Below are 22,166 nucleotides of genomic sequence, written 5' to 3'. Positions count from 1 at the left end.
TTTCGGGTCAACTCAGCGCCCGTCCGGCGTTGGCTGTCCCGGGCCTAGCCGGGAGCTGTCGACGGCTGGAGCTGGCGCAGCCGATGTGGACGCGCGGAATCTCGGTTCGATTGGGGGACAGAACTGTTCGGTCATTCGTCCCGGTCGAGGCCGCCGCTGTGATCGAAAGATCGGCTGAACAGGTACGCCAACCCCTGGGCAACACCGACCATTTCACGGACGGCGATGAAAAAGACTGCGGCGCAGAACAACACCGCCACTTCACGTGATGTCGACTTCATACTCATTCCTGCGACTCCGCGCGGGCACCGAGGTACAGGGAATCCAGGTCCACGACGATGTCTCCATCGCTGTCCGGTGACGAGTCGATTTCGATCGCGGCGTGAAGGTTTCGGCTGTGCGATATGACCATTTCCTTCGCGGACGCTCGGTCGAAGCCCCGCTGCGTCAGGATGGTTTCGGCGCATTCCAGAGCGGACACAGCGCCGTCCATATCGGTGGAACACTGCCCGACCGCGTCGATCAGGAAGGCGGCGTATTCCTCGCTGTACTGGACACTCAGCTTGTGAAGGACGTCTCGCGTGGAACTCCATTCGACGGGCCGCCGCTTCACTCCGCGAATCCCTCGTCCCGTCATTGGCCGGGGGGAGACCGTCGACCGGGATCGGTGGCCGTGGAGACGCAGGCGGTGGACGCCGCTTGCGAGGCGAACCGGCCACAAGGCGGACAGGAAAACGACGGCGACTCCGCAGCCCAGGAGGGTGATCAGGACCGCTCCGCCCCGGCCGAAACCCTCGTCCCGCCCGCGCGTATAGATCTTTTCCGCTACCTGTCGCACGTTCCACGCCTCGATGGCGGCCGAAAGCACCGCGAGGGAGAGGTAGGCGACGCCGACAGGATGTGCTCGGCGAGAATCCTTCTCACTCAAATTCGCTTCCTTTCAAGGGGGGTGAATGGGGGCTGGCAGTGGCGCAAACCGGTTGAAGTCGAGGGGAATTGACCATGTCGAGCAGATCCACATCCGAGCGACTGTCAGCTCGTGAGGGGCTGCCGGGTGCGACAGACTGCGCCGAGGAGGGTCAGCCTCGTCGCGGGGATGTCACCGCCGAGCCACTGTTGGACGGGGGCGATTCCGGGGCCGAGGATGTCGAAGCCCTCGAGGAGGTCACGCACTGCCGCGGTGGATCGGTACTGGACCTGTGCGGGACTGCCCCGGGTGTCGGTCGTCGTTTGGTGGATGATGCGGGGGTCGGTGTCGTCGGTGGTGACATGGGTGAGCGCGAGATAGCTTCCCGGGGCCATGTGTTTGCGGAAACGGGCGATGATGTCGCCGGGGTTCTCGTCGTCGGTGATGTAGTGCAGCAAACCGACCATCAGCACGGCCACCGGCTGATCGAAGTCGATCACCTTCGTCGAGCGGACCTCGTCGATGAGTGCCTCGGGGTCGCGGGCGTCCATCAGCAGGGCTGTCACCTGGTGCTCGAGCAGGGCGGCGGTGTGGGCGACCACGACTGGGTCGTAGTCGACCGCGACGACGCGCGCATCGGGGCAAATCGTTCGTGCGATCTCGTGCAGGTGAGGCTCGGTCGGGAAGCCGGACCCGAGATCGAGGAACTGCCGGATCCCGGCCTCGGCGGCGACGCGGGTTGCGTAGAGCAGGAATTGGCGGCTGAACCAGGCCAGGGTTCTCGTATCGGGGGCGATGGACAGGAGGCGTTGGGCGACTGCGCGGTCGGCTTCGTAGTTGTCTTTCCCGCCGAGCAGGTAGTCGTAGATCCGCGCCGAATGGGGCTGTGCCGGACTGACGCCCTGGGGGGCGCGATCGAACGTGACTGAGTCGGTCACGGGCCGCCCTCCACGCCGGTCTGAGCGACAGACTCTGGGCCGAGTTCTGTTGGGCGCATGAGGTTTCCATGCTCTTGCGCCCATGCGCACAGCAGCGCGTTGTATGTGGCGTGCGCGCCCTCGGTGAGGGCGTACCAGACTGACCCGAACTCGCTGCCGTTCGGCCAGGACACGCCGGGGACGAGGTGCCTGATGGCCGTGCGCAGGGTGGGGTCGAGCGGGCGGAGGGTGTAGTCGCCGGTGTAGTCGGCGACGGCGACGCCCACCGCGGTCGGCCCGACGCACAGCACTGCGCGTAGGTGGGTCAAAAGCGCTGCGGGAGGGTAGGTTTCCCATTCTTGCCCGTACGCCAGGCACGCCTGCGCGGCGGCGCGCAACGCGTCGAGAGGGAGACTGGTGCCGATCGTGACGACCGCGCTGGGCGGGAGCGCGAGCAGGCGGCCGGGAGCGGGGAACGTCCACGCGGTCAGGCCGTCGCGGCTGACGTGGTCGCCGTGTTCCTGGCAGAACCGGGCCCACAGCCGGTGCCCGCGGTCGGCGGTGTCGGCGCACCGGAAGATTCCGCCCGCCACCGCTTCCCACAGATTCGGCACCGCTACGTGCGCGACAGAGCCAACCTCGGCCAACCCGGCCAGCTCGGTGGGGACCCGCCGGGGCACCGTGAAGGTACGCAACACGACGTCGACGCCGCCGAAATCGACGTGGGCGCCCGAGCCTGTGCTCTCCGCCGTGACCGTCAGCAGCGTGGCCTGGCCGCGCGAGGTGACGGCCCGGTAGTGGGTCGTCCCGTTCTCGGCGGTCAGCCATCCGGGATGGTCGGTCAGCAGCAACATCGTCGTCGGTCGTCCTGTCGGGTTTCGTCGCGAAAATGGATGGAGGACTAGCGGTTTCGGTTGCGATAGGCGGGACGGGGCAGATCTCTCAGGGCCGCGGTGACCAACGCCGCGTGATCGACAGTGGGGTTGAAGCTGTAGAGGCCGGTCGGCAGGAGCGGTGCGGGTTTGAAGGTCACCGGCAGCGCGGAGAGGGCGCGGTGGAACGGGCCCGGCCGCCAGTGCAGCTCGGCTTGGGGGCGGGCGAGGGTGAGGTCGGGCAGCGCGTCGAGCAGCTGGTCGATGGCGTCCTGGGCGATCTGGTAGGCCGGGTGGCGGGCGGGGCAGCGGTGGGGTCCGGCGCTCCACGCCAGGTGCGACCGGTTGCCCGTCCGCTCCCCGGCGGTGATTGCGGGGTCGTTGTTGCAGGCGGCGATGCTGATCACGACGGGCTTGTGGGCGGGCAGCCAGGTGCCGTCGAGGAGGGTGGGCTGGCGGGGATAGGTGGTGCAGAAGTTCGCCATCGGGGGGTCTTTGAACAGCACCTCGTCCAGGGCGTCGCGGGTGGACAAGCTCCCATCGAGGAGGTTGCCCCCGAACCGGTCGTCGGTGAGCATCAACAGGACCGTGTTGGTGATCAGATTCGGAACGGCCTCGACACCGGCGCCGTAGATGCTCATCAGCTGCGCGCACACCTCGTCGTCGCTGAGGCCGTGCTCGTGGGAGATCAGGATCGAGGTCATGTCCGGGCCGGGTGCCCGGCGCTTGTGCCGAATCAGATCCATCAGCGCGGTGTGCAGCAACTGCATCCCGTCCTCGGCGGCGGCCCCGGCGTCGAAGCGCGCCGCCATCCCCGCCGCGACCCGCTCCCCGATCTCCGGAGGGCAACCGACCACGTGGTTGAGGATCCGCAGGACCAGCGGGCGGGCGTACTCGCCGAGCACGTCGACTTCCCCGGATTCGCAGAAGCCGTTGATCACGGTGACCGCGTGGTCCTCGAGGATCTGGTGCAGGGCGTGCAGGTCGATCGCGTCGATGGCGGCGCGGGAAGGCTCCCGATAGCGCAGGTGGGCGAGGCCGCTGTTGTAGCGGGCGGCCGGATACCAGCGCATCATCGGGAGCACCGGCGAGTCCGCGGGCACGGACTTCTGCCAGGTGCGCGGGTCGGCCGGGAAGTGGTCGGGATCGTTGAGGATCCGCAGCGCGGTGTGGTAGCCGAGCACCAGGGTCGCGCCGACGCCGGGGGCCAGCTCCACCGGGGCCAACGACCCGAACCGACGCCGCATCTCCCGGTAGACCCCGTGAGGATCTTGCGCGAAGTCGGGGGCGTACAGCGGCACCAGCTCGTCGCCTACATCCACGGGCGACGCGTGCCCGGCCGGGCAGCGACCGGCTCCAGCCGACGGCGTTGCGGGAACGTCGGAATCATCCATCGAGGCTCCAAAAGGGAAGAGAGGCACGGCAATTGACGCGGTGGACCTGCGAGCGCGGCACCGGTTGCGATCAGGTGAGGACGGCCTCGAGGTGGGTGAGCAGCGCGTCCTGGCGGGAGATCGGGACGCGGCCCGCGAGGTAGCCGTCGGGACGGATCAGGCACGCCACGTCGGTGTCGGGCGCTCCGTACACGGTGTGAACGTTCGGAGGGGCCGGGCGCGAACCACTGCCCGCACCGCACGCGGCCGGTGTGGAGGTGTGCAGCGTCACGGGGTGGACTCGGCCGCGGTAGCGCCGTTGGATGCGGTCGATCAGGGCGAGGGTGGCGGGCTCGGGCTGGCTGCGGTGAAGAGTGAGCAGCGTGTATCCGGTGTTCTTGTTCAGCAGGTCGTGTACGCGGGCGTGACCGCGCGGTTCGAGGGGGACGTCCGGGGCGCGGTCACCCGCGGCGAGGTCGGCCAGGGCGGGAGCGTCGGGAGCGGCCTCGACGACGTCGCGGTAGGTGTATCCGAGACCCGCGATTCTCGAGGTGGCGGTCTCGAGGAAATGGGGCTCCTCGACGAGGGCGATCCGATCGGCCAATGGCCGAGAATGATCCATCAGAATGCGGTGCAGCTTGTCAGCGACCGTCATGACCTGCGCGTCGAGCGGTAGCCGCTCCTGCTCATAGGTGTCCAACAGCGACGGCCTCGCGCTGCCCATCGCGACCAATCCGAGTTTCCAGCCGAGGTTGATTCCGTCCTGGACACCGGCATTGAGGCCCAGGCCCCCGGCGATGCTGTGGATGTGCGCGGCATCTCCGGCGAGGAAGATCCGCTCGCGCCGATATCCCGGACAGTCGCGCCGCCAAATCGTGAAAATGCTCGTCGAAACCGGACGGCCGATGGACGCACCGATCGTATGCCGATCCAGAACGCGCTGAAATTCGGCTTGCGCGATCACCCTGTCGGTCGGAGCGGTGCCCCCTGGCTCGCTGAGCAAGACCCGGTAGGTGTCGCCGGGCAACCTGCTCAGCAGCAGCATCCCCGCCTCGTCGATCAGATAATGGATGCGGTCCCCGTCCAGCTTGAGATCAGCCACCGGCGCGTCCATCATGCGTGTGCGGCCCGCGTACGTCGTTCCCTCGAATTTGAGCCCCAGCAGACCCCGGACCGTGGATCGCAACCCGTCGGAACCGATCAACCATTCGGTGCGCACCTCGGTGGTGGTGCCGTCCGACCGGGACAGTACGGCGGTCACCCCCTCGGGGTCCTGGCGGGCGTGGCGGAGGGTCGTCCCCCAGCGCACGGTGACCCCGTGCGCGGAGAGCCACCCGCGCATCAGGGCCTCGGTCGTGCTCTGCGGAATCGCCATCACGTAGCGGTGCCGTGTATCGGCGAGAGCCTCGAAATCCAGCCGAGCGATCTTGTCGGTCTTGTTTGCGAACCGGTAATCCATCGATCTCATCCGCACGCAACGTTCTTGGAAGTCGTCGCTCAACCCGATGGAGGAGAGCCATTCCGCTGTGAGAGGTTGAATTGTGAAAGCTTTGGACTGCGGATTCGACTCCTCGGCGCTGTCGATAACGTCGACGGGAACGCCCCAACGAGTCAGCTCTATCGCGGCAGACAGCCCGGCAGGACCTGCACCCACAATGAGAACTGGTGTGGATGTTCGGGACATGGGAAACCTCTTTCCGCACAGATTCGGGCACGCGCTGCCGACCGCGGAGTCCGCCGTGCATGTTGACGAACCGGTGGGAAAGGTCGGGCGTGAGTCCCGCAACGGTCGTGAGTGCTGTTCCTGTCGGGCCGGATCGATCTCTGACCGCTTCAGCGTCGCAATTGTGGTGTCGAGTTGGAATCAGGCAGTTCGAGAGCGGTTACCGACGAGGGGCCGTTCCCCGTTGACGCTGCTACGTAGAAGATTGGGAAACCTACGTATAAGTCGGGCGTCGGGTGCGTACGTGTGAGGTTTCCTCGGGGTGTGCGGGCGGCGTGACCGGCCCGCGTTCAGCAGCCGAGGAATACGGCGAACGGCCAGGAATACTCCTGTTTCCAAGCTCTGGTGCCCGAGCGTAGCGGTAAGGGTGTCGTGTGCCTGGTGGACGAGGGTGTGGGTTTGTAAAGGAAATTGCCGGAGGTTGAGGGGTCTGGTATGTGTGGAATCGCCTGGGGGAGGTCTGTTTTCGCATTGCCAATCGCGAAAAGCAGGGGTGAACAGACAGCGTGAGGGTCTGCCCGCCGTATCGGCGGTCGAGATGGCGTGCGCACCGGGCGGCGTAATCGGTAGGAACCCTCGCGCGGCGTGAGCTACGGAGGGCACATTGGCAGATTCCGACCGCGGGGCAGGCGAGGAGGCGCTACTCGGGCGACCCGAACTCGTTCGGGTACCGGTCTTGTCGACTTTCCTGGGCCAGATTCGCGAGCAGCGGGGGCTCGACCGGACGGATGCGGCCTCGATGATCGCTTTGAGCACGGTGTATCTCGGCCAAATCGAATCCGGCAGGCGTCGCCCGAGTCCGGAGATGCTCGACAGCATCATCGCGGGGTACGGCATGACCGCGGCGCAGGCGGGTCACGCGCGCAACCTGCTGGCCGATCCGCTGGATCTTCCCTCTGTCGAGTGGTTTCGACGCCAGGTCGCCGAGATGGAAGGTCTCACATGGCATTTGGCCGATCTGTCGGCAATACGAGTGCCCGCGGTCCTGCTGGATCCGGTCGCGGAGGTGCTGGCCTCCAATGCGGACCCGGCTCTTCTGATGCCCGGCCTGCTCGAGGTAGGAAACTACGTGTCGTGGTGCTTCACCCCGAGCGCATCCGAGGTGCTTCTGGACTGGCCCGCTGAAGCCGACTTCGCCGTATCAGCCCTGCAGCGCTCGGCGGGCCGGTTTCGATCGAGTCGCCGACTTCATCGCCTGCTGCGCAGTCTGAGCACCAGCGAGGAGTTCATTCGGCGGTGGAGTGCGCTCACCGAGGTGACGTACCTGCGGCCGATCGATCACTGCATGGTGTATCGAGATCCTGACACCGGAATCCGCTCGGCGACCATTCATCGCACGGTGGTCGGCGAAGCTGGAATGGCGCTGTTCACCGCCTACCCTCGCAAGGTGCCGCCGCGACGGCTGATTTCCAGGTGGCCCCAGCTACGCCCCGACGATGCTGACAGCATTGATGCTGTCAGCATCACTACGAATCCTGGTTACGGGGGCCAAAAGATGTTTCGATGACTGCGCGGCCTCGCTTGCCGCTGGGTAACGGTTTTGTTCGCCTGACGGGAATTCATCGGTCTATGAAGGGTAAGGGAATCGGTCAGTCACCGGTCATGGGTGAATTGTTAGTGGACTTGGTCCGCCGGTCATTGGGAGATTTGTGTGAGTAACCGTCTCGGAAGAATCTTTGCGTGCGCACTTTCGGCTATCGATCGCTCGTCTTCTCGGTTGAGGAGCGCGTTATGACCGACTCCACGCACCGCCTCGGTCAAGAGGCCGACGAGTTCTATCACATTCCGGTGATCCCGCCCGGAACGGATCGGGGAACGATTCTGCGAAGCCGTGCGATCGAGGCCCCGCAGCTACCAGACGATGTCACCGCCATCCAGGTGGTGTATGTCTCTTCGCAGTCGTATCTGGAGACCATCCCCGCGTCGGGCACGGTACTGATACCGCAGCAGACGCACACCGCCGAGCGCCTCCTGCTGGTGTTCTGCCCGGCCTTCCGCGGTCTCGGGCCGTCGTGCGCGCCCTCTCAGCTGCTGGCGCGGGGCAGCGAACCCGAAATCAGTCGCATCTCCGCCGCGTTGCGGCGCGGCTGGACCGTGTCGATCCCCGACGGCGAGAACCTCGGCATCGATCTGGGGAAGCCGCACACCTGGCTGGCCACCCGCGCCGCCGCCTACACCGCCCTGGACCTGGCCCGCGCCGCGACCCGCCTGCCCAACGGCCCTACTACGGACACACCGGTCGTGGTGTGGGGCTACGGGGACGGGGGGCGCACCGCCGTCGCGGTCGCCGAGCATCACCTCGACTACGCCGCCGACGTCGCCGTCCGGGGCCTCGCGGCCGGAGCGGTGGTCAGTGACCCCGGCGCGATGGCCGACCACCTCGACCACCGCCCGTGGGCAGGGTTGGGTCTGGCCGGACTGATCGGGTTGGCGACGGCCTACAGCCACCTGCCGCTGCTGCACCAGCTCACGGCGGCCAGTCGCGGCGTCGTGGAGACCGCAGCCACCGCGACCATCGCGACGTTGTGGAAGCGTTACCGCCAGCCGTTGGGGCAGTGGTGCGCCAGACCGGATCCCTGGGAGGACCCGATGTGGCGATTCGTCCTGGCCCGCGAAGTCAGCGGCACCGAGTCGGTGCCGTCGGTTCCGGTCCTTCTCTACCACGGCGTCGACGACGTGCTGGTCCCCGCCGAGCAAGGATTTCGCCTGGCCGCTCGCTACCGCGGACTCGGCGTGGACGTCGCCTGGCGCGAATACCCCACAGGCCACCGCGGTGCCGCCGCAGCGGGTGTCACCACCGCCCTGGACCATCTCCAAGCTCACGCTGCGCACGGACCCACCGCCCGGCACTGACACAGCGCCCGTGGCCCGTCGCCCCCTCCGTTGTGTTCCGCCTTGTCTCGCCATGGAAGGAGCATTGTGAAAACCGACCACCGGGCTCGCGCCGTCCCCGGCCTCCCCGACATCGGCGGTTGGACGCGGCAACTCCGAACCGGCCGAGGACTGACCCGGCCCGCCGCCGCCGAGCAGCTCCACGTCGGCGTGGCCAGCCTGAAAAACCTCGAAACCAACCGGGGTGCACCCTCCCAGTACCTGCTCGAGCGGCTCGTCGACGGATACAACCTCTCCGTCGCCCAAGCCCGCCACACCCACGAACTCGCGCTCCCGCCGACCACGCTGGCTTCGCTCCCGGAACTGCGCGCCCGTCTCGACAGCCCGGCCCGCCGCGCTCGCCTGGCTCGCTACGACCAGCGCGGTATCGCCTTCGCCTACCTCGATCCGCTCTGGTACGTGATCGCCGCGAACGAGCATTTCCACCGCGCTGTCCCCGGCGTCGACCAACATCAGCACAACCTCGCCCGATGGCACTTCAGTGACGACCCCGCGGCCAGGATCTTCGTCCACCCGGACCAAGCGAGCGCCTTTTTCGTCGCCACTCTGCGCACGGCCATCGGACGCCACCGCGCCTCACCCCGCTGCGTCGACCTGATTCGGCATTTGTCGCGCATCCCGGCCTTCTCCGCGATCTGGACCGCCGGACTCGCCGCCGCCTACGGGCACAGCCCCGCCGATCTCCTCCACCTCCGCGACACCCACAGCGGCGAAACCTATTGCGCGGCCGTACATGTCGGCTACGACGCCTGCGTGCCCGCGGTCCGGCACTGCCTGGCCATCAGGCAGCCCTGACCGCCATGGGTCCATCCGGCCGCAGCTCCGCCCCCGCCGAGATGCCGAGCCTCGGCGCCTCACTGTGGTACGCACGCACCCGGCTGAACCTCAGCCGCGAATCCGCCGCCCGCGAAGCGGAGATCAGCAGCTCTGCCGTCAACGCCATCGAGCACGGCCACCGGATCCCCTCTCGTGAGGTCGTCAACAAATTGGCGCACGTATATCGGCTCAATCACAGCCAGCAGCGCCACATCCACGACCTACGCGAACCATCCGCCCCCCTGCCCCACCCCGACGACCTGCGACAACTCGTCTCCCACCCCGGCATTCAAGCCCACCTCGACCACCTCTCCATCCGTGCCACGCTCGCCGCCTACGCCGACCCCCTGTCGACCGTGCTGCGGTCGAACCAGCTGTTCCAGCGCATCCTGCCCGGCTTGCCAGAGGCGGACAGCAACCTCGCGGTCTGGTTCTTCACTCCCCAGGGCCGCCACACCATCGACCACTGGCACTATGAGGCCCATCGCGCCGTCACCGTCCTCCGGATGCTCCTGGGCCGATACCGCGACACACCCCAAGCGCGAGCACTGCTTCGCAAACTACGAAAGTTCCCGGACTTCAACCAACTCTGGGCCGACACCGGCCTCCAAGTCGCCTACGGACACGTCGGACCCACCGAAATCCGTATCAATATCCCGGGCGCAAAAAGGCCCGTCACACTGAGCCCTGATATCAGTGAGTTCTCCGATCGTAGCGACGTATTCTTCGTCTCCGCCACCTTCGACGACCCTCCGCCGAGTGGACAATCTGTCAGGGCTTGATCGCGACCCCGGCGACGATATGGATGCTGTCATCCACAATGCCTTGCGCGGGATCGGCCGCCAGGCTGGGCCAGCGATTCACACGGACCAGGCCCGGCTCAATGAGATGCGTGTCCTCGAAGAAGCGTCCTATCTGTGTGCGGGTTCGAGACCGTAGCGGCACGCCAAATTTCCGACAACACCGCTCGGCGGCACGCATTTCATCGGGTGCGAAGTCCGGGGTAGCGTGACTGAGCAGCATGTAGCTACCCGGCGCGAGCGCGTTCAGCAACACTGCGACTGAATTACGTGCCACCTCGTCATCGTCTATGAAATGCATAACGGCGATCAGACTCAACCCCACTGGCTGCGACAAGTCGATCACTCCGGCACGCAGAGGAGCGGAGTCTAATATCGTCATAGGGTCGGTGACATCGGCCTGTATAAACGCGGTGCGCCCCTCCGGCGAGCTATTCAGAAGCCCGCGCGGGTTCGCTAGGACCGCCGAATCGTAATCAACGTATACGACCTTGCATGTCTGATCGACGCTCTGAGCGATCTGATGGACATTCGGCTCAAGGGGAACCCCGGTCCCGATGTCCAGAAACTGCCGTACACCTCGTTCGGCGGCAAATCTCACAGCTCGATGCATAAACGCCCGATTCGCTTTAGCGTTCTCGCCCACCGACGGAATAACTTGCGTGAGCTGATTCGCGGCGTGACGATCGATCTCCGCGTTCTCTACACCGCCCAGAAAGTAGTCGTAGATACGCGCGGAATGCGCCGGACCTCCTCTCACTCTGGCGGAGAATTCGCTGTTCCAGACCATGGCCTCGGTTGTCGACGGCGGGTAGCTGGTCATCGCAGCGCCGCAGCCAGCCACAGCAGAAGCCCTTCGTAATCGATCCGGCTCGTCACTTCGACCTCGTTCCCGGTGGGATCGATTCGAAGCTGACCATCGGCGTCGATGACTACCTTTTCCGTTCGAAAATGGACATATGGTTGTTGCAGGGCGGCCGATACAGTCAACGCTTCCCGCATCCAAGGGCCATCTGCCACCTGCGGCTCCTCGACCCACGGAGTCTTCGAGGTCGCAAGTTGCCGATAAAGGGGCGAGGTCGCGGTGATCAGATTTGCAAAAGCCTCGGCGTGCTCGTCAAGCACGAAACGCGGCAAGCCTGCCCATTGAAGCACCAGCTGGGCCGACCGGGGATCCAGCCGAAGATTGCGTGATACGTCGTTCCCGCCGTCCGCGCTGTCGAGACGCCCACCCAATTGAGTAACGTGCATTTCGCCTGCAAGGTCCGGGCGAGCGTCAAGGACACGCCCCAGGTTGGTCATTGCGCCAAATCCCATCCAAACTATCGCATGGGCCGCTGAATTGGCCGCAGTGGCGATATAGTCTATGAGTTCCTCAACGGGAGGGTGCAATTCGCCGTCGCCTGTCCGATAATCAGAAATGAAAGAAACGTCGGCACGGTCCAATCGCTCCAGAAGTCGTGTCCAGGTGGAATGCTCGCCTTGATTTATCCCGGCTTGTGTCACCAGGACGAGACTTTCGACTGTTCGAGCCGCTAGAGTGACGGCAGCTGCGCTGCCGACGCTGAATCCAGCACCAATATCCACAAGAACCAAACGCCGACGTAGTGGCGATGGATCTACGATCACCTTTCAGGTCCTCCTTCGAGAGTGGGGCCTCACGAATCGCCAACAAAAGGAAAAATCACTGATAGCGCTAGAAAATGTCTGAGTCTAAAGAGTGGGGCCGAGCGAGGGGGTGCTTCAGCCTTGAGGGGCATTACGACTCCGCGCTATAAAAGCTTTGTGATCACAAGAATTCTCTGACCCAGTCTGAACCCAGATTTTCATTCAGTTCTACCGTTGTCGCGACTGATTTCAGTTGCTCGATGTTCGACGCGGACCGCCTCCCAGAGGGTTTCCTCGTATTGCGGAAGCAGGCTGATTGCGGTCGCGAGAGTCGGGTAGTCGTCGGGATCGAACGAGATGTGTCCGGTGGGGTAGCCGGGCAATGGCTTGTCGGGCCAGAGGTAGGCGGCGCGTCCGCTGGTGTGGTCGTGGAGGAACAGGATCCGCGGAACGCCGTCGTACACCTCCCACACCGCTGTCTTGTCTCCGAGATTGGTGCGGTGGCGGGCGCGGCCCACGGTTTCGTACAGGAGCATCGGAACTCCTCCGCTCGCTAGCTCGAATAGGGCGTGTCAGATCAACCCTGTCGGAACGACACCCGGCCAAGGGGTGCAAAGTGCGCCCCTGTTAACGAGGGGTACAGAGTGCGCCGAAACGAACTTGGTGGTGCACCGATGAGTACCCAGGTGTTAGACACAAGGGCCTTGGCGAGCCGAAAGCAGAACTAGCGTCAGAGGGTGATGCCGATACTGGTTGCGAGTGATCGCGCCCGATGACCGATGAGAGCGCCGCCGTGGTCGACCGCGTCGACTGTCATTTGCCGGGCGGAAGGCGAATATTGGACTGAGTCGTTGGCTGTTCGAAATGCGTACTCAAGCCAATGAATCATGGCTGCGAAATCGCGTCGCTGATGATAGCTTCGAGCGATCTCTACACCAAGTCGCCCGCGTCGTTCGCGACTCGGTATCGAATCAGGGTCGATATGTTCTGCATGAATACGGGCATCATTGGACTTGGATAGATCGGCAGAAATAGAAACAGCATGTAGCTGCACGTTGGAATTGCCAAACATTGTCCATGGATGATGGTAATTCGGTGCAATCTTTTCGACAGCATCTTTAGCTTGATCCCAATACCGCCACGCATCACCTTCCCTACCAGCACGGGCGGAAGTGGTTGCCGCGTGCAACTGGAGCGCACCGTACATCGCCCGCACCTCATCGCCTGACTCTGGCAAGCGAGGCAAGAGAAGTTCTGCGGCCTCGTTGACAAGCGTCAATGCAGCGTCCGTATCTCCTGTCGTGCGCTGCACCATCCCCATGGTCCACGCTGCTCCGGCCAAGGCAATAGGCGTATCAGCATCCTGAGCCGCCGCCATCGCGCGATCGGCAACGATCCAAACAAGCTCTGTTTCACTGGCCCAGACGACCTCGTGCTGAGTCAAAGCATAAATGTCGGCAAGAATTTCGTTTGCACGACGACGAGCTTCGCCTTCGTTCACGCGCACGGCGGTTCGACCATCCGTGATCAATCGAGGGAGGATGCGGCCGACGTCGGTTCGGTGATTGGGCGATTGATGCCACAAATGCCAAGCGTCGGCAGTGCGCGCAGCCAGTGCAGGAACATCGACTTGGGAATCGGGAGTACGAAGCAAAGGTTCCCGAACTGCTTCACGTATAGCGGGGAGAGCATCGTGGGGAATATGACCAAACGAACGCACCGGAATTGATGGGGAGCCCCCAATGTCCATGTCCGTACCCGCGAGAAGGACCACATCGCCGATACCAAGAGCTTCAGCGAGCTTGACCAGCATCGGGAGGCGGGGAGGAAGCCGGGTGCCCCGCTCAATGCCCTTCAACCAGGACGGTGACATGCCGACTAGCCCGGCCAGAACCGGGCGGGTGAGCCCCCTCCGCTCGCGGAGAATTTGGATGCGCTCGCCTGTGCGCAATCCGCTCATGTCATCGAGCACCCCCCAAACCTAACGGACACAAAGCCAGCCAGCCACATGCGTGTCGCTCCCACACCAGGGGAGATCCCTTTTGGTGCATGACTCGATCCGGGGGTACGTGCCGAGTTCCTCCGTCGAGAGGCACTCCGGTACGTGGTGGATGGCCTTCCCTTACGGAGCCACGGTCAGCACGGCATACGATCACCTGATCGCATCAAGCGGTCAGCCCATTGTGGTGCGCCACTTCAGGACTGAGGTGGTCATCGCGGCTTCAGCGATGCGGTGGGCAGTGGTGGTCTTCAGCCGGTCTTTGGAGCTGGTGATCCATTCGCTCATGAGGGTGTTACCTGCAGCCTGGTATTCGAGCGCCTGGATGAGGCATTCGAGCCGGTCGGCATCGCGGGCGCAGACTGCTTCGGTGGTGGCTTGTGCCTCGAACTCGGCGACGGTGTCGCGGAGCAATGTCGCCAGGATCTGGGGCAGCGCGGAGGTCTGGGTGGCGGTGACGGCTTGGTGGTCGGGTTTGCCGAGGAACGGTTTGGCGACCTGGTTGAGGTCGCGCAGCCGTGTTTCCTGGCTGTCGTGCCACACTGCGAGGTGTGCGGCGCGGGCGGGGTCGCCGCCTTCGTAGGCGGCTATCAGGGCCGCGAGTTGCGCTGTCCGGCACGTGTGGTCGGCGACAGACTCTGGGCTCGGCACGCACGCGTCGATCCATCCTTTGCGGGTTTCGCGTTTGAGTACACCCAGCTCGAAGGCGAACGCCGCGATTTCGCGGGCAGTGTCGGAGTCGAGCTGCTGGATGGCGTCCATATTGAGTTCCTTCGTCGCGTCATCGTCGGAGGCGTACTGCGTAGCCCACGTTATCGAGGGTCCGGCGGGCCGGGATGGTCAATGCGGGGTCACCGTCGATGAGGTCGACTGTGGCCATGGTGCGGGCGCGCAGCACCGGTTCGTCGAGCAGGTGCGGGTGGCTGGAGATCAGGTCGGCGAGGGTTCGGATGTAGAGGTCGATGTGATCTGTTCCCGGCTCTATCCGCCGGGTGAGGTGTAGCAGCAGGGTTCGGCCTGTCCAGCTATGTGGGTCGATGCCGACCATCGTGGTGTCGTCGGGGTAGGTCACGTTCCCGATCTCGCCGACCCAGTATGCCCAGTACAGCAAGTTCGTGAGCTGCTGAGAGTGATCGTCGGCGAGCTGGGAAACGTAGTGGCGCAACGGGTCCGGGTCGCCGTGGCTGGCCAGGGTGATCGCCGCGGATCGCATAGCGAGCCGGGTCGGCGCGGCGTCGTGCGGTGAGGTGTGCAGTCGGCGCAGAGCTTGGCCGGTGATCCAGGTTTCGGAGTCCGGGTGTTGGTCGAATCCGAGTAGGTAGGTGGCCTGGCGGCGCAGCAGGATATCGGCGGGGCGATGGGCGCGGTCGGCGGTGGCGCGGAGCCGATCGAAGAATTCGCGCCGCAGTTCGGCACTGATTTGTGGAGCGCCCGGACGGGGCCCGCGCCCGCGCCGGGCGGCCAGCCCGGCGAGCGGCGGCGGCGCAATACCGTTGACCGGCCATGTGATCAGGCTGGCGAGGGTGCGCTGATGTACTCCCGACGCGAGCGGATGCGCGGCGAGATCATGGCTGTCGGTGGCGGCGAGAATGTCGCCGACAACCAGGTCAGCGTCCATCGCGGCCGCCAGCAGTGCAACGGCGTCGGGCGGGGCACCGTGGCGGGTGAGCAAGGCCCGCAGCCGGGCGAGGTCTCCGGCCCGCACCGAGGCCAGGGACCGGCGCCCGGATTCCCATCCCGACACGGTGGTGGTATCGACGCGGAGGAGTTCAGCGAGCCGGGATTGGGTGAGGTCGGCTGCCTCACGCAGCAGCTTGAGCACGTAACCGGAGATCGAGCCGAAACCCTGACCGGGAGGCAGGGTTTCGTGCGATGCGCGCATGGTTTCCTCAGCGGGGCCGGATCGGTGTTCGCGTTACTCGTACTGCGGGTCAGTTCAACCTTTCGCCTGGTCACCTTACCTTTGTGATAGCGGTCCAACATAGGATCGCGCACATTTGTCAAGGCTTGCAATTGGCGCGAACTCCATTGCTGCGCCTTGATTTCCACGGTGCACGAAGGAATGCCGATGACTCTGGACGACTCGGTGGCGCACTGTCCGCGCCGCCTCTATCCCTTCGGGAACGGCAACCCGCACACTTCGGAGCTGGAACCCGAATACTGGTCCCACGGTCCGATCTCGCCGGTAGTGTTCACCTCCGGCCTACGGGCGTGGCTGGTCACCGGTCACGACCTGGTACGGACGGTTCTCGCCGATCCCCGGTTCTCCCGCGAGCACGCTAACCACGAGCATGTGGCGCGGCTGACGCTGGAACTCCTTCCGCCAGCGGCGATTCTGGCCAACGACCCGCCCCGGCACACCAGGTTGCGGATGCGGATCGCCGCCGTGTTCGCGCCCCGCCAGGTCGCCGCCCTCGAACCGACCGTGGCGGCCGCAGCCGAGAAGCTGGCGACGCGCATGGAGGCGGCCTGCGGGCCGGTCGAGCTGATCTCGGCCTACATCCAGCCCTTCGCCGCAGCGGTGATCTGCGAATTGTTCGGGGTGCCCGAACAGTTCCGGGAACAGGTGTTCACCCTCGGTGACGCCCTGACCGACCGCGACGCGACCACCGAGGCGCTTGCCGAGGCGCGCGCCGAGTGCGAGGAGCTGACGCGGGAAATGGCGGCCGCGAACCCGTCCGGGGTGTTCGCGATGCTCGGTGAATCCGCCGAGGCCGACGACGAGGTGGTGAACCTGGTCATCGCGTGCTTGATCGGTGGCCGCGGATCGCCGACGATCTTCCTGTCCAGCGCGGTCCTGGCGCTGCTCCGCGACCGGGCCCGCTATCAGCTGCTCGCCGACAACCCCGCCGCGATTCCGGTCGCGGTGGAGGAACTGTTGCGGATGGTGCCGGTCGGGATCAGCGGCGGGTTCACCCGTGTTGCGACCACCGATGTGCAGCTGGGGCCGGTGTTGGTGCGGGCCGGGGACGCGGTGGTTCCGGCGACCATCGCCGCCGGGCGAGATCCGGCGGTGTTCGACCGTCCCGACGAACTGGTTCTTGATCGGGACGGCCGGGCCCGGCACCTGGCATTCGGGCACGGCACCCACTTCTGCATCGGTGCGCGTCTGGCCCGCATGGAATCTCGGATCGCACTGACGCAGTTGGTGTCTCGGTTCCCGTCCTTGCACTTGGGAGACGCTGAGAACGGCGTGGTGTGGCGACACGGCCGGGTGAACCGGGCACTTGAGCGGTTGGAGGTGGCATGGACGCCACGTTGATCATCGACGCCCGTCGCTGCGCGGGGACCGGGGTATGTCTGCCCATCGCCGCCGGACACCTCACCTTCACCGGTACCGTTGCCGAGCCGACGCCGGGCACCACACTGCCGATCGCGGCCGCACGGTCAGCCGCGGCCTGCTGCCCGCAGGAAGCGATTACCGTGCTCGAGCACGGCCCGGCCGACTTCCAGGTGCACCAGCCGATCGTGACCCTCGGGCCCGTTGGCACCGATGCCGACGCCGAGGCGGCCCGGCATTGCGCCTCACCCTGGTTGGTCGACTCGTTCGCGGCCGCGATGACCGCCGCCGCCGCAGATCCCCAGGTGTTGGCCTTGGTCGCGGCCGGATATCTGCGCTTGGACACCGAAGGCCGCGCGGTCGATTCATGGGTGGATCAGCACTTCCGGCATCACGGGGTACTGCGGTTGTTGCGCTGCTGGGAAAGCCCGACCAAACCCATGTGCCTGGCCGTGCGCGACGACCTGACCCGTTCACCGGAAACAGTGGCGACCCATCCGGCGACGCGGGTTTTCGCGACCCGGCACGCGCCCGCCGCACGGCTGGTCACCGTCGATGCCAAACCCCTCGCGGCGGCGGCCGCCGCCGCCGGACAGGTCGATGCGGCGATCGCTTCGGTTGATGTGGTCGCCCGCTATCCACACTTGCGGGTTGCGGCGCAGTGGGCACCGACGATGGTGTGGCTGCTGTACGGGCAGGGGGTCAGCGATGCGCCGTGACGATCAGGTGGTCGCCGTGCTCGGTGCCGGGATCATGGCCAGCACCATCGCCGATACCCTGCGCGGCAACGAGTTCCGGCTACGCCGCTACAACCGCACCCAGAGCCGAATCCACGGGCCCGCCGTCGTGTGCGCCACGGCCGCAGGTGCCGCGATCGGCGCGGCGACCGTGTGGAGCCTGGTTCACGACGACGACGCCAGCCATGCGGTCTGGTTCGGCCCGGCCGGAGCGATGGCGGGCGCGGACGGTGCGGTGGTGATCGAATCGTCCACGCTGTCACCGGGCTACGCCCGCGAATGGTCCGACGCGGCGACGGCGGCAGGGGCGTTGCCGGTGGTTGCGCCGGTGACCGGCAGCCGGGCGGCCGCCGCTGATGGCAGCCTGGTGACCTTCGCGGCCGGAACCGATACCGCGCTGACCGCCGCCGCTCCGGTTCTCCAGGCGGTGTGTGGCGAGATCGTCCGGATAGGCGGCGGCCCGGCCGCCGCCGCCCTAACCAAACTCCTCAACAACGGGGTGGCAGCGGTGATCCTGACCGGCTTGGCCGAAGCGCTCGCCGCCGCCGACGGCGCGGGCCTGGACGTCGAGCAGCTGACCGAAGTGTGGTCGCGGCGCGGGTGGGCCGCGCCAGCGGCATCCCGGTACGGGGCCGCGATGCGCGCCCGAGACCACACGTTCACCGACTGCTCATGCGCGGTGATCGCGAAAGACCTGCGGTACCTGCTGGCGGCGCTCGCCGACCGGGTTCCCGCAGCCACATCGGCCGCCGCAGACCGATTCGCCCGCACCGTCGCGGCCGGGCACGCTCAGGCGGAAATGTCGGCAGTAATCGAGGTGAGCACCCCATGAACGAGCCGGAACACGCTGTGCGGGAATGGTTCACCCACAGCTCGACGGTTTCCGACGCCGCGCGCCGCCAAGTCGCCGCCCAGCTCGCCGACTACACCGCGACAGTCGCCGACTACGCCACGATGCTGCTGGGCGACGACACGACGGTAGCGGTATCCGGATCGCTGGCGCGCGGTGAACCGAGCGTCCGCCGCGTCGGGGACCGCTGGGTGCTGGGCTCGGACGTGGATCTGGTCATCATCCCCGACGACGCGGCGGCCGCCGCCGATCTTGTCGCCAAACTCGTTGCGGCGCTGCGGGAATCCCACCCCGAAATCGACACCACGGCGTTCACGGTGGAACGCGACCATCTACCGCGAGTCGCCGGACGATTCGGATGCGATCTGAGCTGCGCCAGTGCGACGCCACTGGCGGGCCCGGCCGCGGTCGGGCCGTCGGTTGCGGTGGGGGCGCGGGAAGGGCTGGAAGGGTTGGTGCATCAGCTGGCCACGGTGTACTGCCCCGACAGCCCACCGAAGGCATCACCGTGGCGACTCAAGACCGCGTTGGAAGCGTTGCGCGCCAACACCACCGGCACCAGCGCCCGCCGCTACAGCGACCTGCCCGGCGACCCCGCCGCGAACGCTCTGCTGAACCCGGTCGTCATTTCGGCGGTGGTCCGGGCCCGCGAACACAACGCCCCGTCCCCGCTGGCAGCGGCGCAGGTCTATCAGCTCACCATCGCGGCCGCGACCCGGCTGTTCGGGACGACCGGCGGCCAATGGGAACTGATCGCCGCCCTACACGATCTGCCGGTTGGCGCGCATCTGCTGGACGGATTCCAGCACGCGGTCCTGGCCGCCACGGTGCACCGCTACGGCCCGGTCGGGCTGCGCCGCTACGCCGCGAGCGCCCTGCACGTCGTCGCGAGCCGGATCAACCCCGACACCGTGCCCACGGCCGCGGATGCGTTGTACCGGCTCACCCGCATCTCCCCAGCCGACGCCAGCGGCCCCGGCACCCATCCCGCCCAGGTCATCGGAGGGCTACTGCGCGAGCTGCGTCGTGACTACTACGGGTGGGTCGGACCCCACAACTTCGGCGCGAACCCTGTCGCCGACTACACCGGACCCACACCGAACAACGGAGCGTCCCAATGAACGAATGGCCCGACTGGATCACCCAGCTTCCCCAAATCACGTCGGCCTTTCCCGCTGAGGGATATCTACTGGCCGGTGATCACGGACAGCTCGTGTTCTGGCAATTCCGCGCCGAAACGGTCGTGCCCACCCACCAACACGGCCCGCAAATGGGGATCGTCGTCGCGGGGCATATCGAACTGCACACCGACACGACCCGCACCCTGGCGGCCGGTGAGATGTTCACCCTCGCCGACCAGCAGCCGCACGCGGCCACCGTCGCGGCGAACACGTTGGTGCTGGAAGTGTTCGCCGACGCCGACCGCTACCGCCCGACCGAGACGGCAGGCCGCCCGTGATCGTCCTCACCGCCGACCGGGTTCTCACCGGAGCGGGCGCGCCGATCCGGTCCGGTGCCGTCGCCGTCGAGGGCGACCGAATCGCGTGGATCGGCACCGTCGGCGACCTCCCGGCCCGATGGAATGCCGCCGCCCGAATCGACGTTGCCGACGGCACGTTGCTGCCGGGAATGATCGACAGCCACGTCCACCTGTCCCTGGCCGAGTCCCCCGATCTCGCCCGCGAACGCGACATCGCCGCGTCGATCCTGCAATCCGGGGTCACCACCGTCCGCGACCTCGGTGGACCAGGCCCGCACGTTCCTGCCCCGCCGGGTCTGCGGGTCACCGCAGCCGGTGTCCCGCTGACCGTTCCAGACGGGCACTGCCACCACCTCGGAGGAGCCGTCACCACCACCGCCGACATCAGCGGCCACATCACCACTGCGGCGGCCGCCGGTGCCCGATGGATCAAAGCAATGGTCACCGGCGGATTCACCACCAGCGGGCACACATCGCCCTACACAACGCAGTTCACCGGCAGCCAGCTCGCCGCGATCGTCACCGCGGCCCGTGAACACGGTCTGCGCGTCGCCGCGCACGCGCACGGCACCGACGGCATCCGCCAAGCTGTCCGGGCAGGAGTCGACTCGATCGAGCATTGCACCTGGATGAGCGAAGACGGGTTCGACTTCGATCGCGGCCTGGTCGTAGAGATCGCCGCCGCCGGGATCACGGTGTGCCCCACCATCAACGAACACGCCCGCAACGCCGTCGGCCGCCTGCCGTGGGCTGTGCGCCGCGAACACCTGTCGCTCATGCTCGCCGCAGGCGTCACCCTGATTCCCGGCACCGATTCCGGCATCCCGCACAGCCGCCATGACCGGTTCCCGCAGTCCTTGCCCGCCTACACCGACCTCGGACTCAGCGCTGGCGAAGTAGTCGAGCTGTGCGGGCGCGTCGCCGCTGACGCGCTCGGCTTAGGCGAGGAGATCGGTACGCTCGCGCGCGGGCGGGCCGCCGACCTGATCGCCGTGTCCGGAGATCCAACCCGCGACCTCACCGCGCTCACCAGGCCGATACTGGTCATGGCCGCCGGGAATCTGCACCACCACGAGCCCGTCCCCCAGGAGGACATCCGATCATGACCGCCGCGCCGACAGTGACCAGCGAATATTCCACGCTCACCCCGTTGCAGATCCGCCTTGCCACCCACCGCGACCACAGCCTCTACCCCGATAATCCGATCGTCACGGTCCTGGAAGCCCTCGCGCTCACCGGCGCCGAGGACATTGCCGACATCGGTTGCGGCGACGGCAGATTCCTCGCCCACCTCGCCACCTCCGGGCACGCCGGGCGGATCGTCGGGGCCGACAACTCCCCAGCCATGGTCGCGGCGGCCGCCGCCATCACCGGAGTGGACGCCTACCGGTGCGACGCGACCGCGCTGCCGTTCCTGGCCGACACGTTCGATGTCGTCACGGCCCGCCACATGCTCTACCACCTGCCCGACCCGCACGCGGCCCTAACCGAGTTCGCGCGGATCACCCGGCCCGGCGGCCGCGTCGCGGTCACGGTGAACCATCCCGGCACCGCCGCCCGCACTCGCGAGGTGATCGAAAACCGCGCCCGCCAGCACGGGATAGAACCAGCATCGGAGTTGGTGAACACGGTCAACTCGACAACCCTGCCCGACATCATGACCAGGGTGTTCGGTGCGGTCGATATCGTCCGCTTCGACAACGCTTTGGTGTTCACCGAACCCGCGCCACTGATCAGGTTCGCTACCTCGCTGTTCGCGTTCTGCGGCATCACCGAAAACCACCCCGCCCGCGACGAGATCACCGCCGCTGCCGCCGCCGACATCACCGACTGGTTCGCCACTCGGCCCGGACAGCAGTTCCGCGACCCCAAGGGCTACATTCTGGCCACGGCCACCATCTGACGAAACCCT

23 protein-coding genes are annotated in these 22,166 nt (G+C 66.3%); 11 read left to right on the top strand and 12 right to left on the bottom strand.

The genetic code is table 11. The annotated features are described in order from the left end of the window. Window positions 1–131: 131 nt before the first annotated feature. The 6 genes from ACFYTQ_RS28320 to ACFYTQ_RS28295 all read right to left on the bottom strand — a co-directional run bounded on the left by ACFYTQ_RS28320 (window position 132) and on the right by ACFYTQ_RS28295 (window position 5,753). Window positions 132–281 carry a hypothetical protein gene (locus ACFYTQ_RS28320; RefSeq protein ID WP_387367496.1) on the bottom strand — a complete coding sequence of 50 codons (150 nt, stop codon included), beginning with the start codon at window positions 279–281 and terminating at the stop codon, window positions 132–134. Between the two features lie 2 nt (window positions 282–283). Beyond that, on the bottom strand, window positions 284–928 hold the full coding sequence (locus tag ACFYTQ_RS28315; protein ID WP_387367494.1) for a hypothetical protein: 645 nt from the start codon (window positions 926–928) through the stop codon (window positions 284–286). 104 nt (window positions 929–1,032) lie between these two features. Beyond that, window positions 1,033–1,845: an SAM-dependent methyltransferase gene (locus ACFYTQ_RS28310; RefSeq protein ID WP_387367491.1), complete on the bottom strand. Its 813-nt coding sequence runs from the start codon at window positions 1,843–1,845 to the stop codon at window positions 1,033–1,035. Beyond that, window positions 1,842–2,678, bottom strand: coding sequence for a hypothetical protein (locus ACFYTQ_RS28305; protein ID WP_387367488.1), 837 nt, complete (start codon window positions 2,676–2,678; stop codon window positions 1,842–1,844). The genes ACFYTQ_RS28310 and ACFYTQ_RS28305 overlap by 4 nt, the downstream gene beginning before the upstream one ends. A gap of 47 nt (window positions 2,679–2,725) precedes the next feature. Then, the gene (locus tag ACFYTQ_RS28300; protein ID WP_387367485.1) at window positions 2,726–4,090 is read right to left on the bottom strand and encodes a cytochrome P450; all 1,365 of its coding nucleotides are present in this window, start codon (window positions 4,088–4,090) and stop codon (window positions 2,726–2,728) included. 70 nt (window positions 4,091–4,160) lie between these two features. Beyond that, window positions 4,161–5,753, bottom strand: a complete 1,593-nt coding sequence (locus ACFYTQ_RS28295; RefSeq protein ID WP_387367482.1) for an FAD-dependent monooxygenase — start codon at window positions 5,751–5,753, stop codon at window positions 4,161–4,163. 643 nt (window positions 5,754–6,396) lie between these two features. Here ACFYTQ_RS28295 and ACFYTQ_RS28290 point away from each other — a divergent pair. The 4 genes from ACFYTQ_RS28290 (at window position 6,397) to ACFYTQ_RS28275 (ending at window position 10,282) form a co-directional block, all read left to right on the top strand. Next, window positions 6,397–7,299 carry a helix-turn-helix domain-containing protein gene (locus tag ACFYTQ_RS28290; protein ID WP_387367479.1) on the top strand — a complete coding sequence of 301 codons (903 nt, stop codon included), beginning with the start codon at window positions 6,397–6,399 and terminating at the stop codon, window positions 7,297–7,299. Window positions 7,300–7,523: 224 nt separating this feature from the next. Beyond that, on the top strand, window positions 7,524–8,645 hold the full coding sequence (locus ACFYTQ_RS28285) for a lipase family protein (protein ID WP_387367476.1): 1,122 nt from the start codon (window positions 7,524–7,526) through the stop codon (window positions 8,643–8,645). Window positions 8,646–8,711: 66 nt separating this feature from the next. Then, entirely contained in the window at window positions 8,712–9,479 is a 768-nt protein-coding gene (locus ACFYTQ_RS28280) for a helix-turn-helix domain-containing protein (RefSeq protein WP_387367473.1), read from the top strand. A 5-nt stretch (window positions 9,480–9,484) separates the two neighbouring features. Beyond that, window positions 9,485–10,282, top strand: a complete 798-nt coding sequence (locus ACFYTQ_RS28275; RefSeq protein WP_387367470.1) for a helix-turn-helix domain-containing protein — start codon at window positions 9,485–9,487, stop codon at window positions 10,280–10,282. Here the strand turns inward: ACFYTQ_RS28275 and ACFYTQ_RS28270 are convergent. The 6 genes from ACFYTQ_RS28270 to ACFYTQ_RS28245 all read right to left on the bottom strand — a co-directional run bounded on the left by ACFYTQ_RS28270 (window position 10,272) and on the right by ACFYTQ_RS28245 (window position 15,789). After that, window positions 10,272–11,123, bottom strand: a complete 852-nt coding sequence (locus ACFYTQ_RS28270) for an SAM-dependent methyltransferase (protein ID WP_387367467.1) — start codon at window positions 11,121–11,123, stop codon at window positions 10,272–10,274. The genes ACFYTQ_RS28275 and ACFYTQ_RS28270 overlap by 11 nt on opposite strands. Then, complete coding sequence (locus ACFYTQ_RS28265; RefSeq protein WP_387367464.1) at window positions 11,120–11,929, bottom strand: hypothetical protein; 810 nt, start codon at window positions 11,927–11,929, stop codon at window positions 11,120–11,122. Before ACFYTQ_RS28265 ends, ACFYTQ_RS28270 begins: the two co-directional genes overlap by 4 nt. Before the next feature lie 197 nt (window positions 11,930–12,126). Next, window positions 12,127–12,444, bottom strand: coding sequence for a hypothetical protein (locus ACFYTQ_RS28260; RefSeq protein ID WP_387367461.1), 318 nt, complete (start codon window positions 12,442–12,444; stop codon window positions 12,127–12,129). 194 nt (window positions 12,445–12,638) lie between these two features. Then, window positions 12,639–13,880: a helix-turn-helix domain-containing protein gene (locus ACFYTQ_RS28255; protein ID WP_387367458.1), complete on the bottom strand. Its 1,242-nt coding sequence runs from the start codon at window positions 13,878–13,880 to the stop codon at window positions 12,639–12,641. Between the two features lie 201 nt (window positions 13,881–14,081). Continuing rightward, window positions 14,082–14,669 carry an HD family hydrolase gene (locus ACFYTQ_RS28250; protein ID WP_387367455.1) on the bottom strand — a complete coding sequence of 196 codons (588 nt, stop codon included), beginning with the start codon at window positions 14,667–14,669 and terminating at the stop codon, window positions 14,082–14,084. Window positions 14,670–14,688: 19 nt separating this feature from the next. After that, complete coding sequence (locus ACFYTQ_RS28245) at window positions 14,689–15,789, bottom strand: helix-turn-helix transcriptional regulator (protein WP_387367452.1); 1,101 nt, start codon at window positions 15,787–15,789, stop codon at window positions 14,689–14,691. A gap of 186 nt (window positions 15,790–15,975) precedes the next feature. On the opposite strand from ACFYTQ_RS28245, the gene ACFYTQ_RS28240 reads away from it, so the two are divergent. The 7 genes from ACFYTQ_RS28240 to ACFYTQ_RS28210 are packed head-to-tail and all read left to right on the top strand — an operon-like array spanning window position 15,976 to window position 22,157. Then, window positions 15,976–17,169, top strand: a complete 1,194-nt coding sequence (locus tag ACFYTQ_RS28240) for a cytochrome P450 (protein WP_387367450.1) — start codon at window positions 15,976–15,978, stop codon at window positions 17,167–17,169. Beyond that, a complete protein-coding gene (locus ACFYTQ_RS28235) occupies window positions 17,154–17,906 on the top strand; it encodes a ferredoxin (RefSeq protein ID WP_387367448.1) in 753 nt (250 codons plus the stop codon). The genes ACFYTQ_RS28240 and ACFYTQ_RS28235 overlap by 16 nt, the downstream gene beginning before the upstream one ends. Next, complete coding sequence (locus ACFYTQ_RS28230) at window positions 17,896–18,756, top strand: NAD(P)-binding domain-containing protein (RefSeq protein ID WP_387367445.1); 861 nt, start codon at window positions 17,896–17,898, stop codon at window positions 18,754–18,756. The genes ACFYTQ_RS28235 and ACFYTQ_RS28230 overlap by 11 nt, the downstream gene beginning before the upstream one ends. After that, a complete protein-coding gene (locus ACFYTQ_RS28225) occupies window positions 18,753–19,895 on the top strand; it encodes a hypothetical protein (RefSeq protein ID WP_387367442.1) in 1,143 nt (380 codons plus the stop codon). The genes ACFYTQ_RS28230 and ACFYTQ_RS28225 overlap by 4 nt, the downstream gene beginning before the upstream one ends. Further along, on the top strand, window positions 19,892–20,233 hold the full coding sequence (locus ACFYTQ_RS28220; RefSeq protein WP_387367439.1) for a hypothetical protein: 342 nt from the start codon (window positions 19,892–19,894) through the stop codon (window positions 20,231–20,233). The genes ACFYTQ_RS28225 and ACFYTQ_RS28220 overlap by 4 nt, the downstream gene beginning before the upstream one ends. Further along, window positions 20,230–21,360: an amidohydrolase family protein gene (locus ACFYTQ_RS28215; RefSeq protein WP_387367436.1), complete on the top strand. Its 1,131-nt coding sequence runs from the start codon at window positions 20,230–20,232 to the stop codon at window positions 21,358–21,360. Before ACFYTQ_RS28220 ends, ACFYTQ_RS28215 begins: the two co-directional genes overlap by 4 nt. After that, window positions 21,357–22,157, top strand: coding sequence for a class I SAM-dependent methyltransferase (locus ACFYTQ_RS28210; RefSeq protein ID WP_387367432.1), 801 nt, complete (start codon window positions 21,357–21,359; stop codon window positions 22,155–22,157). Before ACFYTQ_RS28215 ends, ACFYTQ_RS28210 begins: the two co-directional genes overlap by 4 nt. Window positions 22,158–22,166: the final 9 nt, after the last annotated feature.

The sequence above is a fragment of the Nocardia sp. NPDC004068 genome (assembly GCF_042874315.1).
In the GTDB taxonomy this organism is placed as follows: domain Bacteria; phylum Actinomycetota; class Actinomycetes; order Mycobacteriales; family Mycobacteriaceae; genus Nocardia.
This window is presented reverse-complemented; position numbering and strand designations above follow the sequence as displayed.